This is a genomic window from Caballeronia sp. Sq4a (assembly GCF_023170545.1).
GTDB lineage: Bacteria > Pseudomonadota > Gammaproteobacteria > Burkholderiales > Burkholderiaceae > Caballeronia.
Map to the genome: position 1 here is coordinate 416,339 of NZ_CP084251.1, position 12,119 is coordinate 428,457.

Below are 12,119 nucleotides of genomic sequence, written 5' to 3' on the forward strand. Positions count from 1 at the left end.
CAGGCCGCAACAGGAGACGCCCATGGCGAAGACGCGCACCGTCAATCAGATCGACACCGTGGAAGGCTCGCGGCTGCATTCGAGCGACTGTCCGCGGTGGCAGCGTTGGGGGCCGTATCTGAGCGAACGCCAGTGGGGCACCGTGCGCGAGGACTACAGCGAGTTCGGGACCGCGTGGGAGTACTTTCCGCACGATCACGCGCGCAGCCGGGCGTATCGCTGGGGCGAGGACGGCATCGCGGGTTTCGGCGACGACAAGCTCAACTGGTGCGTGTCGCTCGCGCTCTGGAACGGACGCGATCCGATTCTGAAGGAGCGCCTCTTCGGCCTCACGAATCAGCAAGGCAATCACGGCGAGGACGTGAAGGAGCTGTACTTCTATCTCGACGGCACGCCGACGCATTCCTATATGCGCATGCTGTACAAGTATCCGCATGCGGCGTTTCCATATGCCGATCTCGTCGATGAAAACGCGCGGCGCGGCGCGGACGTGCCCGAGTACGAAGTGCTCGATACCGGCGTGTTCGACGACGAGCGTTACTTCGACGTGCAGGTGGAATACGCGAAACACACGCCCGACGATATCGTGATGCGCGTGACCATCGAAAACCGCGCGGCCTATCCCGCCACGCTCGACGTGCTGCCGCAGATCTGGGCGCGCAACACGTGGTCGTGGAAGCCGACGCCGGCCAAACCGTCGCTGAAGCTGCGAACGGAGCGCGGCGTCGCGCAGGTCGCAGCCGATCATCACGGTCACGAGCCGATGATCGTCACGGCGTGGTCGCCGGATACGGACGGCATCGAGTGGCTTTTCTGCGAGAACGAGACCAACGTGCGGCGTCTGTTCGGGATGGAAGGCGCGGGCCCGTTCAAGGACGGCTTCAACGACTACATCGTCGCGGGGGATGAAGACGCCGTTCGCCGCGATGCCGGCACGCGCGCCGCGGCCCGCGCGCATCTCACGCTCGACGCGCACGCGAGGGCCACGGTGTTTCTGCGCTGGCGTCCCGAATCCGCGCCGGACACCGTCCCGCTCGATGCCGATGCGCTGTTCGCGCGCCGTATCGCGGAGGCGGATGAGTTCTACGGCGCGTTGCAGCATGACATCGCGGGCGCGGATCAGCGGCTCGTGCAGCGGCAGGCGCTCGCGGGCATGCTGTGGTCGAAGCAGTACTACCAGTTCGACGTGACGCGCTGGCTCGACGGCGATCCGCTTCAGCCGAAGCCGCCGAAACAGCGCCGCACCGGGCGCAATGCGGACTGGCGGCATCTGTGCAACGCGGACATCGTGTCGATGCCGGACAAGTGGGAATACCCGTGGTACGCGTCGTGGGACCTCGCGTTCCATGCGGCGGCGTTCGCGCTCATCGACCCGGCGTTCGCAAAGCGGCAGTTGCTGTTGCTCGTGAAGGACCGCTATCAGCATCCGAACGGCCAGTTGCCGGCCTACGAATGGGCGTTCAGCGACGCCAATCCGCCCGTGCATGCGTGGGCGACGTGGCGCGTGTACGAGATCGACCGCGCGATCACCGGCAAGGGCGATCGCGACTTTCTGGAGCTTGTGTTTCACAAGCTGCTGCTCAACTTCTCGTGGTGGGTGAACCGCAAGGACGCGGACGGCCGCAACATCTTTCAGGGCGGGTTTCTCGGGCTGGATAACGTCGGCATCTTCGATCGTTCCGCGCCGCTGCCGACGGGCGGTCATATCGATCAGGCCGACGGCACCGCGTGGATGGCGGCGTATGCGCTCGACCTCATGCGCATCGCGCTGGAACTCGCGTATGCGAATCCCGTTTTCGTCGATATCGCGGTGAAGTTCTTCGAGCACTTCCTGTATATCGCGGAAGCCGTGAGTTGCGAGGACGGCTGCGACACGGGCCTGTGGGACAGCGAGGACGAGTTCTTCTACGACAAGCTGCGCCTGCCGGACGGCTCCAGCGTGCCGATGCGCGTGCGGTCGATCGTCGGGCTGATTCCACTGTTCGCCGTGCATGTGCTGGAGCCGAGCGTGTATCGCGCGTTGCCGGAGTTGCGCGAGCGCCTGCACTGGTTTCTGGAGCATCGGCTGGATTTGTCGCGGCTCGTCTCGCGCTGGAATATCGCGGGTCAGGGCAATAGCGTGCTGCTCTCGCTGTTGCGCGGGCATCGCATGAAGGCGCTTCTGAGGCGCATGCTCGACGAGTCCGAGTTTCTGTCCGACCACGGCGTGCGGGCGCTGTCGCGCGTGCATCGCGACAATCCGTTCGTCTTCTATCACAACGGCGAGAGCTTCTGCGTGCAGTATCAGCCGGCGGAATCGACCTCGCGCGTGTTCGGCGGCAATTCGAACTGGCGCGGGCCGGTGTGGATGCCGGTGAACTATCTGCTGATCGAATCCATTCTCGAATTCCACCGCTATTACGGCGACGATTTCCGCGTGGAGTATCCGACGGGCTCGGGGCAGACGTTCTCGCTCGCCGAAATCGCCGACGAACTCGCGCGCCGCGTGACCACGCTGTTCCTGCTCGACAAGAATGGCGAGCGACCGGTGATGGCGGCGTATCCGCTGTTGCAGGCCGATCCGCGCTCGCGCGATCTCGTGCTCTTTCACGAGTACTTTCACGGCGACAACGGGCGCGGCGTCGGCGCGTCGCATCAGACGGGCTGGACGGGGCTCGTCGCGTTGTTGTTGCAGCCGCGCGCATTGGGTCCGTCGGGCGTCGTTCCGCTCGCGGGCGAAGCCGATGCCGACGTGCAGGAGTTCGCCGGCGCAAAGTAGCCGCTAGACATGCGTGCCCGCTTTGTTCGGAGAAGTCTTATATCGCTGTTCTCTGCATCTGCGTAACTTTTGCGGACGCGAATCCGCGGCGCATGGAGAACGAAGATGAACCGATCAGCGAATGCTTACGACATGAGACAGGCCGCGGCCGGACGCGCCCCGCGGCTCGCTTGCCGCACGGAGCACGAGGAGAGTCCGCCGTTCGCGTGGATCATGCTGGTCTTCTTCGCGGCGATGTGCGGCGGCGCAGGTGTCACCTGCGCGTTCGACAGCATGGCGGCCGGCTGGATGGCGGGCGTCGGCATCCTCGCGGCGCTGGGCGGCGCCATCGACCACTGGTTCGCGGGCGCGGCGGCGCTGGAACGCCGCCTCGAGGCGCGTTCGCGGGCGCGTCATCGCGCGCTCCACAAATCGGCCAGCAAGGGCGGCCTCGCGGCGCAACGCCAGTTCCGCTCGGACGCGACGACACGCGAATGGACGTCGATCTCGGCTTATCGCAGATATCCGCCGTTCGAGTCCGCTTTCATTCCGTCGCTTCGAAGCTAGCGCCGCGCGTTACTGGTCGCAGAGCAGCAGCAGCTTTTCCTGCGCGGTGCAGGATGACTTCTTCTTCTGCGCGGCGGCGTCCGTGCCGCGCGCCGACACGGTCTGCGCCGAGCCCTGCGACTGCGCGAGCGCCGCGCGCTTGGCGATGCACGCGCGCAAGTGCTTTTCCATCGGCGGATAGTATTTCCAGCCGCGCGTGAGCGGCGGCAATTCGAGGTGGACCTGCTTCCACTTTGGATGCCCGCTCGCCTGGAGCGTATCGAAATTGGCGCAGAGCGAATCCGCGAACTTCGACAGCGCGCCGACCGTGCCGCGCAGACCGTAGTCGTACGTGACGAGGAACGCCTTCACGGTCAGCGTCGGCGTGTCTTCCTGAATCCAGTTAGGGTAGCTCGTCGTGCGGATGGTCGCGGGGAAATACGTCTGCTTTGCGCGGGCCGTTTCAGGCGCGGACGGGTCGAGGCGCAGCAGCTTGATCTGCTGAAGCAACTCGGGGTTCATGTCCTGAAAGAGCTTGGCGGGCTGGCCGGCGACGATCACCGCGACGTCGATCTTGCGCACGATGAGTTTGGCGAGCGCGTCTTCGTTGTTGTAGTGCTGCTCGTTGGCATCGGGAATCGGCTCGCCGAACATCAGCCGGTACAGCGTTTCCGCGGACTGCGCCGTGCCGCTGCCGATCGGCCCGACGCTAATGTTCTTGCCCTTGATCTCGTTGATGTTCTTGAGCGGCGAATCGGAACGCACGACGAAATAAATCTCCTCGTCGTAGAGCGGCATGATGAGCCGCAGCGGCTGGATGATCCGGCCGGCCTCGGCGTTGCCGGAATTCGCCATGTCCAGGTAAGCCTGATACACGTCCGACTGCACCAGCGCGAACTTCACGCCGGGCTCATAGCGCATGCGCTGGACGTTTTCGGCCGATCCTTTTGACGGCAGCACTTCGAGGTCCATGCCGGCGGGCTCGGCCACGTACTTCGACAAATCCTGCCCGATCTGGATATAAGTGCCGCGCTCCTGCCCGGTCGTGATTTTGTACGGCACGGGATCGGCCGCGTAGCCGGCTTGCGCGGCACAGGCGAGTCCGACGAAAGCGCACAGGGCGAACGCCCTCCGCGCGGCAATCCGCATGAATTGGCTGGAGACCATGATTGACCCTTGAGTCGAGTTGGACGGGTTCTTTGAAAGTCACGCGACGCGCGGGCGTCGCGTGAAACGGGTGATGCGGTAATGCCGGTAATGCCGGTGATGCGATAGCGCGGAGGCGATGCGGAAACCGGTCAGCGCGCGGGCGCGGGCCTTTCGTTGCCGCTGCTCCAGCCGTATTGCTTGATGGCGCGCTCGACATCGTCGGTCTTGTCGGCGTCCATGCGCGCCGTCACGCTCGACGCCCCGAAGGATGTTGCCGTGCGCGCGGTGCCGCTGACGGTGGTCGTGGGCAGCGTGCTCGCGGTGGCGGTCGCGGCGGTCGTGGTGGCGGCCGCCGGACGCTCGATGCTGGCGGGCCGCACGGCCTGCGAGCCGGACGGCAATGCGTGCGCGGCTTGCGGCTGGATCGCGGCAGCCTGCGGCAGAAGCGGCGGCACTGATGATTGCGGGCCCGAAGGCGTCGCGCGCTGGGTCGGCGCGGCAGCGGGCGCGGGCGACGGCGCGGGCGCAGGCCGCGCTGCCGGCGCGACATACATGCCGTTCGGCGCGGCGGGGGCGACATACATGTCGCCCTGCACGCTGCTCGGCGCGACATACATGCCGTTGCTGTTCGGCGGGCTCGTGGCAACGTACATGCCGTTGCCGGACTCCTGAGCCTGCGTCGGTGCGGCGGTCGACGGCTTGGCCGCAGCCGGAGCGGCGGGCGCGGCGGCGACAGGCTCGGTCGCTGCGGGCGTCGCAGGCTTGGCCGGAGCCGCGACGCTGGGCGACGGCGGGAGAATCGTGGCCGCGACCATCGCGTTCGTCGCGGCTTGCGCGCGGGCGATCTTCTCGGCGCGCGATGTGTATTCGGCGGCGCGGGCGTCGTCGAGCGCGGCCTGCCGGGCGGCGGCAGCGGCAGCGGCGGCCGCCGCCGCGTTCGCGTTCGCGCTGCGTTGTCCGTTGCGCTTGTCGGGCGCGGGCTTCGCGGCCAGGGCGTCGGTCTTGTCCGCCTGCGGAGCCGATGCAACGTTTGCCTGCGCAGCAACAGCAGCGGGCGGCGTCGCTGTCGCAGCGGGCGGCGTCGCAACCGCAGCGGGCGCCGGCGTGACACTGCCGGCAACGGCGGTGCCGGTATTCGGGACGTCGGTGGGGCTGCCGGCCGTGGTGCCTTTCTTTGCGCCTTGCGGCGTCGCGACGAGCCAGCCGGCATGCGTGATCACGCGCTCCAGCATGGCTTGCGACTCGGCATTGCCGCCATCGAGCGCGAGCGCCTCGGCGGCGTTCTGCTGCACGCACGCCCACGCGGACGTGCGTTCGCAGGCCCGCGCCAGTTGCAGCGCCGCGTCGCGTTGCTGTTCGCGTTTGACGAGCTCGTCTTTCAGCGCGTCGAATTCCGGGCGCGCCTGCTCGCGAGCCGGCAGCGCCTTCATCCGGGCGCGCGCCAGCGTCAGATCGTGCTGGTCCAGCGCCGCGCGCGTGCCTTGCAGCGGGTCGCCGGGAGCGAGCATCAGCGCGCCAGTTTTCGCCGCGCCGGGAGCTTGTTGCGCGGGCGCGTCGGCGGAAGGGGTGGCGTCGGTCGAATTGGATGTATCGGTTGCGCCGCGCCCGAACGGACCGAGTTTCGCGTCGATCGCGCCGGACGCGCTCAGTTCGCCCGAAGCCGGGCGGTCGTCCGCGCCGTACTGCATATAGGCGACGCCGCCCGCCACGAGCGCCAGCGCGCACGCGCCGGCGATGAGCGTCTTGCTGCCGCGCCATCGGTCGGGGCCGGGCAGGGCGTCCGGATCGTTGCTCGGATCGGCGTAAGCGTTGCGCGCGGATTGCTCGACGCGCTTTGCCCGGTGCTCGGCGGCCTTCTGCGCGATGCGTTCGCTCGCGCGCTTCGGATCCCAGCCGCCGGCCCAGCCGGAACTCATGCCGGGTTCGCCATCGTCGACGGGCGTGGAAGCGGACGCCGAAACGAACGGCGGATTCGACATCTGTTGCTCGAACATGTTGGCGCGCGGACGTGCCGCGCCGCCGCGTTTGCGGCCGAAAGCCGCGCTGCGATCGGCGCCGCAGTTCGGGCAACTGTCGGCGTTTTTGCGCACGGTGCTGCCGCAGCGCTGGCAGACGACGGAAAACATGGATGCGGGAAACGTCAAACGCGTGGTCATGCTGAAGCCCTCGAAGGACATGTGCGATAACGTGGCCGCCGTGCGCCCGGCTCGTATGAACGCCGGGGCGTCCGGGCGGCAGCAATCCTTCGTATTGTTTCCTCTTCCGGTCAAGCTGGCCGGCGGAAGACGAAATCCGAATATGGCGTCAACCCTCGACGCACGTCAATTGCGTTTCGCACCTACTTCGGGCCGCGCGACGGCGGCGGCTGCGCGGTGGCTCCGTGCTGCGTGTCGTCTCGCGCCTGCCGTCAAGCGGCGGCGCATGGCCCTCGTCGGATGCGAATGCGCAATCGATGCAGCCGCGACACCGTTCCGGTGCGCGCGCAGCGCCACGCTTCGCTACTCTCATCAGGATATTCTGGGCGCGGCGCCGCGGTGGTGAGACGCCATTCTTTAGCCGATAACCGACAATGCCCGGCGACCGCTCGCTAACCCGCTGATGCGAAAGGCGTTCCGGTGCGCGCGGCGTGTTGTTTTTGCACCGCCTCGGGCGCGGCATATGCTAGGCCCGGGCGATGCGAAGGATTCCGAACTATCGCGGGATGATGAATGGAGCGCCCCGAGGGGCGCTCCGTGGCAACGATCAGCTGGCCAGTTGCAGCTTGCCGTCGATACGGCGGTTCAGGCCGAGCGGGTTATCCGACTTGACCGGATCGGGCAGCAGCGCTTCCGGCAGATCCTGATAGCTGACGGGCCGCAGGAAGCGGTTGATGGCGAGGCTGCCGACCGACGTCGAGCGGCCATCGGCCGTCGACGGATACGGGCCGCCGTGGACCATCGCGTGGCCCACTTCGACGCCCGTGCCGAAGCCGTTCACCAGAATGCGGCCCGTGCGGCGTTCGAGCGGAGCCACGAAGCTGCGCGCCTCGGCGTAATCGGCTTCGTCGATCTGCAGCGCGGCGGTGAGCTGGCCTTCGAGCGATTCGATCAGCTCGCGCATCGTGGCGAGGTCCGGGCAGCGCACGACGAGCGACGACGCGCCGAAAATCTCGTCCTGCAGCGCGTGGTTCTCACGGAACGCGTCGGCGGTCGTGACGAAGAGCGCCGCCTGACCCTGATTGCCGCCCTGCGCCGGCAGGCCGCGAGCGGCGGTCTTGACGCCGTCGTGCGAAGCAATCTTCTCGACCGCGCCTTCGTATGCTTTGTGGATGCCCGGCGTGAGCATCGTCTGCGCGGCGGTTTCCTTGAGCGCCGCCGATGCCGCTTCGATGAACTTGTCGAGGTCCGGGCCGTCGACTGCGAGCACCAGTCCGGGGTTCGTGCAGAACTGGCCCGCGCCCAGCACGAGCGACTGCACGAAACCACGCGCGATCGCTTCGGTGCGGTTCGCGAGCGCTGCCGGGAACAGCAGAACCGGGTTGATGCTGCTCATTTCCGCGTAAACCGGGATCGGCTCGGCGCGTTCGGCCGCGAGCTTCATCAGCGCGGTGCCGCCGCCACGCGAACCCGTGAAACCGGCCGCCTTCACGCGATTGTCCTTCACCAGACCCTGACCGATGTCGCGGCCTCTGTCGAAAAGCAGCGAGAACGTGCCTTCCGGCATGCCGCAGTCCTTCACGGCCTTTTGCACCGCGCGGCCGACGAGTTCCGCCGTGCCCGGATGCGCCGAGTGCGCCTTCGCGATCACCGGGCAACCCGCGGCCAGCGCGGACGCCGTGTCGCCGCCTGCGACGGAAAACGCCAGCGGGAAGTTGCTCGCGCCGAACACGGCGACGGGACCGACGCCGATATGACGCAGGCGCAGATCCACGCGCGGCATCGGCTTACGGTCGGGCTGCGGCGGGTCGATGCGCACGCCGAGGTAATCGCCGTTGCGCACCACATCCGCGAACATGCGCAACTGGCCGACCGTGCGGCCGCGCTCGCCTTCCAGACGCCCGCGCGGCAGGCCGCTTTCGATCATGCAGCGTTCGATCAGGTCGTCGCCGATATCGAGGATGTTCTGCGCAATCGCTTCGAGAAACTTCGCGCGGGCTTCGGGCGCCGTTTCGCGATAGACGTCGAACGCGGCCCACGCGAGCGCGCACGCGCGGTCGAGATCGTCGAGCGTTGCGCCGCCGAATCCCGGTTCGATGGCTGCGCCCGTCGATGCGTTGACGGCCTTGATGGTGCCGTTCGTGCCGCGCACCGATTGCTGGCCGATGAGCAGGTTGCCTGTGAGTTCCATGGTGTCTCGTCCTTCCGTGATAGAGGGTCGCGACGCTTCCTTGGCGAGCGTCGTGCTGCGCCGACTATACGACCCGGCGAACGCGCCTGTATAGTGAAAGCTTTCCATCGCTTGATCGCTTTTTGGAATCACCGGCGCTTTTTTTCCTACGATGAAGACGACTCTCGATGTCCTGATGTCGCGGCTGCGCATGAAGCAGCTGCAACTCTTGATCGCGCTCGACGATCACAAGTCGCTGCACAAGGCGTCGAGCGCGATGGCGATGACCCAGTCCGCCGCGAGCAAGGCGCTCGCCGAACTGGAGTCGATGCTCGAAGCGCCGCTGTTCGAGCGCGCGAAAAGCGGACTCATCCCGAATCCGTTCGGCCGCTGCGTGGTGCGCTATGCGCGCGTGCTGGCGGCCGATTTGTCCGCGCTCTGTCAGGAAGTCGCGCAGATTCGCGCGGGCACGGGCGGGCGGCTGACCGTCGGCACGATTATGGGCGCGGTGCCGGGCGTCGTCGCGCCGATGGTCAACGAGATGCACGCGAAGCACCCGGATCTCGCGGTCGAGATCGTCGAGGACACGAGCGCCAACATGCTCGCGATGCTGGACGACGGCCGCGTCGATCTCGTGATCGGGCGCGCGAGCGTGTCGGAGCAGCCGTCGAAGTACCACTATCAACCGTTGACGGACGAGCCGCTGTGCATCGTGGCGGGACGCGCGCGCGGCGAAGGGCAGGCCCGCGAAGTCGCGCTGGCGGACCTGGCGAACCGCCGCTGGGTCACGTATCCGAGCTATCTGCCGATGAGCGCGCTGCTCGAGCGCGAACTCGATCTCGCCGGCCTGCCGATGCCCGCCAATCCCATTTCGACGGCATCGCCGTTCGTCACGGTCACGCTGCTGCAGGAGAGTCCGGAGCTCGTATCGATTCTGCCGGCGAGCGTCGCCCGCGTGTTCGAACGCCACGGCATGCTGCGCGTGCTGCCGATACGCATGAAGCTCAAATCGCAGACGTATGGCATCGTGACGCGAAAGGGCGGCGCGCTTTCGCCGGCGGCGCGCCAGTTCGTGCAGATGCTGCGGGACAACGAGCGGGCGCAGTAACGCGGCATCAGCGTGTTGCGACGAAGAAGAGGCGCGGGAACGGCAGCAGCACGGTGCCGTCGGCGAGAACCGCATAGGCCGATTTGAGCGCTTCGCGGTATTGGTCCAGAAAGGCGGTCTGTTCATCCGCCGAGAGCTTCGCGAGCATGGGCCGCAACGCGCTGCCCTTGAACCATTCGATGACGGCGTCGATGCCGCCTGCAAGCGGATGATGGTAGATGGTGCGCCATACATCGACGCGCTCGCAGTGCGGCGTGAGTCGCGCGTAGTACCAGTGCGCATCGTGGCGGAGTGTGCGCTCGGTGCCTGCGAGCCGCTCGCGCCACGGCCCGTTCGCCGCCACCTTGCGCATGAGCCTGTGAGATGGCTCGTCGAGATTGTCGGGCATCTGCACGGCGAGCCGTCCGCCGGGCGCGAGCAGGCTGACGAGTCGCGGCAGCAGCGTCTCGTGATCGGGAACCCACTGCAAGGACGCGTTCGCCAGAATCAGGTCGTACGGGCCGGCTTCGTTCCAGGCCGAAATGTCCGCCAGCTCGAAGCGCAACTGCGGCAGACGCTTCCGCGCGGCCTCGATCATGTCGGCGGAACTGTCGATGCCCACGATGCTCGCCTGCGGCGCATAAGCAAGCAGCGTCTCGGTCGAGTTGCCCGGCCCGCAGCCGAGGTCCACCGCCGCGCGAACCGTCGCGCCCTGCGCCGCGTGAAGGAGATCGCGGACGGGCCGCGTGCGCTCCGCTTCGAAGACTTTGTACTGCTTCGCTTCCCAGCCGCCCGATGAGGTCATTTTCTCTCCTGCAATTGCCGCGTCACGGGTACGGGAGCAATCTTGCACGATTCAGGCGCCGCGCGCGAGCATGAAGGGAGCGCCGCAGGTAAAGCTTGGCGCAAGTGCCTGATCAGACCGGTCGGATTTGCACTAGACACACCGCTGTCGGCCTATACTGCCGATGTATTTGCCGCACTGTCGAACTGTCGCACTTCCGGTCTAACAACCGGTCCTTCAGCGCCGTCTCCGGCGCGCAGAATTCGGAGAATCGCACATGCGCGACATTCCCGCCGACGGCATGAACGGACTCGTGGCCGCGCTGCGCACGCAGCAGGCCGCGCTGACCGAGAGATGGATGAAGCTCGTCTTCGGCGATCAGGAAGTCGAGCATTCGGACCAGCTCACGTATCGCCAGCTTGCGGACCATCTGCCGAGCATCCTCGAAGAAATCTGCAACGTCCTCGAAACGCGCAACCTGAGCGGGCAGGAAGGCGCGCTCGAGCACGACGCCCGCCAGCACGGACAATGGCGCTGGCAGCAAGGCTATCGCATCGACGAACTGGTGCGCGAGCTCGATCTCTTCAGACAGGTTCTGTTGTCCGCAATCGGCGAATACGCGGCGTCGCATGAGGACTTCAGCCGCGCGGACGAAGAATACGCGCGCCTCATGACCGACGAAGTGGTGAGCCTCGTCACGCTGGCATCGGTTCGCGAAGCGGTGACCGAGCGCGACCGGAAGATCGACGAATACACCGGCATGCTGGAGCGCGCGAATCAGGAACTGACGCTGCGCCAGCAGCTCATCGGCGATCTTTACGAGTCGCGCATGCAGGTCACGCGGCGCGTCGCGCATGATCTGCGCAATTTCCTGAACGTGTTCTCGACCGCGTTGCAACTGGCCGCGCGTTCGCCTGGCAGACGCGATACGGCGCTCGGGCTCGCGAACAGGCAGGTGGTGGACATGGCGACGCTCGTCGACGAGATGGTCGAATACTCGAAGCTGCTGAGCGACGATTCCACGCTGACCGTGGACAGCTTCGATCTGGCAAGCCTGTTCGACGAACTGATGCAGTCGAGCCGCGTCGCGACCGAGGCGAAAGGGCTCAAGCTGACCGGGCATGTCGATCCCACGCTGAGCACCGTGGTGTCGAACCGGCTGAAGGTCAAACAGGTTGCGCTGAATCTGCTGTCCAACGCGGTCAAGTACACGTCGTCGGGCGAGATCGTGTTGTCGATCACCGCCGCGCCCGAGGACCGCTGGCGGCTGCGCGTGGCCGATACCGGCGTCGGCATCAGCGAAGCGGATCAGGAGCGCGTGTTCGAGGAGTTCCAGCGCGCCGCCGGGGACGATATTCCCGGCACGGGGCTCGGTCTCGCCATCGTCAAGGAACTGACGCGCACGCTCGATGGCGAATTGCGCTTCCATTCGTCGAAGGGCCACGGAAGCGTGTTCGAAGTGACGTTTCCGCTCGTTCTTACGCCCAAGAGCACAAGCGCGGAGTGAGCGC

Annotated in this window: 9 protein-coding genes; 5 read left to right on the forward strand and 4 right to left on the reverse strand. The window is 66.6% G+C overall.

Annotated features, from left to right (window positions below; all coding sequences use genetic code 11):
- Nucleotides 1-22: 22 nt before the first annotated feature.
- On the forward strand, nt 23-2,758 hold the full coding sequence (locus LDZ24_RS15800; RefSeq protein ID WP_248323152.1) for a glucosidase: 2,736 nt from the start codon (nt 23-25) through the stop codon (nt 2,756-2,758).
- Between the two features lie 105 nt (nt 2,759-2,863).
- Nucleotides 2,864-3,304: a hypothetical protein gene (locus tag LDZ24_RS15805; RefSeq protein WP_248323153.1), complete on the forward strand. Its 441-nt coding sequence runs from the start codon at nt 2,864-2,866 to the stop codon at nt 3,302-3,304.
- A gap of 9 nt (nt 3,305-3,313) precedes the next feature.
- Here the strand turns inward: LDZ24_RS15805 and LDZ24_RS15810 are convergent, their stop codons facing one another.
- Nucleotides 3,314-4,450 carry a TAXI family TRAP transporter solute-binding subunit gene (locus LDZ24_RS15810; protein WP_248323154.1) on the reverse strand — a complete coding sequence of 379 codons (1,137 nt, stop codon included), beginning with the start codon at nt 4,448-4,450 and terminating at the stop codon, nt 3,314-3,316.
- Nucleotides 4,451-4,581: 131 nt separating this feature from the next.
- Nucleotides 4,582-6,411, reverse strand: coding sequence for a zinc ribbon domain-containing protein (locus LDZ24_RS15815; protein ID WP_248323155.1), 1,830 nt, complete (start codon nt 6,409-6,411; stop codon nt 4,582-4,584).
- Here LDZ24_RS15815 and LDZ24_RS15820 point away from each other — a divergent pair.
- Nucleotides 6,374-6,973, forward strand: coding sequence for a hypothetical protein (locus LDZ24_RS15820; protein WP_248323156.1), 600 nt, complete (start codon nt 6,374-6,376; stop codon nt 6,971-6,973). The two genes, LDZ24_RS15815 and LDZ24_RS15820, sit on opposite strands and share 38 nt — an antisense overlap.
- A 201-nt stretch (nt 6,974-7,174) precedes the next feature.
- Here the strand turns inward: LDZ24_RS15820 and LDZ24_RS15825 are convergent, their stop codons facing one another.
- Entirely contained in the window at nt 7,175-8,758 is a 1,584-nt protein-coding gene (locus tag LDZ24_RS15825; RefSeq protein WP_248323157.1) for an aldehyde dehydrogenase (NADP(+)), read from the reverse strand.
- Between the two features lie 151 nt (nt 8,759-8,909).
- Between LDZ24_RS15825 and LDZ24_RS15830 the strand changes: the two genes are divergently transcribed.
- Nucleotides 8,910-9,845 carry a LysR family transcriptional regulator gene (locus LDZ24_RS15830; protein ID WP_248323158.1) on the forward strand — a complete coding sequence of 312 codons (936 nt, stop codon included), beginning with the start codon at nt 8,910-8,912 and terminating at the stop codon, nt 9,843-9,845.
- Between the two features lie 7 nt (nt 9,846-9,852).
- Here LDZ24_RS15830 and tam read toward each other — a convergent pair whose 3' ends face one another.
- Nucleotides 9,853-10,629 (reverse strand): trans-aconitate 2-methyltransferase, encoded by a 777-nt coding sequence (gene tam, locus LDZ24_RS15835; RefSeq protein WP_248323159.1) that lies wholly within the window; start codon nt 10,627-10,629, stop codon nt 9,853-9,855.
- A 256-nt stretch (nt 10,630-10,885) separates the two neighbouring features.
- Between tam and LDZ24_RS15840 the strand changes: the two genes are divergently transcribed.
- Nucleotides 10,886-12,115 carry a sensor histidine kinase gene (locus LDZ24_RS15840; protein WP_248323160.1) on the forward strand — a complete coding sequence of 410 codons (1,230 nt, stop codon included), beginning with the start codon at nt 10,886-10,888 and terminating at the stop codon, nt 12,113-12,115.
- Nucleotides 12,116-12,119 lie beyond the last annotated feature (4 nt).

Coding starts and splice junctions, on each gene's coding strand:
- LDZ24_RS15800 (WP_248323152.1), top strand. CDS start 23: ATGGCGAAGACGCGCACCGTCAATCAGATCGACACCGTGGAAGGCTCG.
- LDZ24_RS15805 (WP_248323153.1), top strand. CDS start 2,864: ATGAACCGATCAGCGAATGCTTACGACATGAGACAGGCCGCGGCCGGA.
- LDZ24_RS15810 (WP_248323154.1), bottom strand. CDS start 4,450: ATGGTCTCCAGCCAATTCATGCGGATTGCCGCGCGGAGGGCGTTCGCC.
- LDZ24_RS15815 (WP_248323155.1), bottom strand. CDS start 6,411: ATGTCGAATCCGCCGTTCGTTTCGGCGTCCGCTTCCACGCCCGTCGAC.
- LDZ24_RS15825 (WP_248323157.1), bottom strand. CDS start 8,758: ATGGAACTCACAGGCAACCTGCTCATCGGCCAGCAATCGGTGCGCGGC.
- LDZ24_RS15830 (WP_248323158.1), top strand. CDS start 8,910: ATGAAGACGACTCTCGATGTCCTGATGTCGCGGCTGCGCATGAAGCAG.
- tam (WP_248323159.1), bottom strand. CDS start 10,629: ATGACCTCATCGGGCGGCTGGGAAGCGAAGCAGTACAAAGTCTTCGAA.
- LDZ24_RS15840 (WP_248323160.1), top strand. CDS start 10,886: ATGCGCGACATTCCCGCCGACGGCATGAACGGACTCGTGGCCGCGCTG.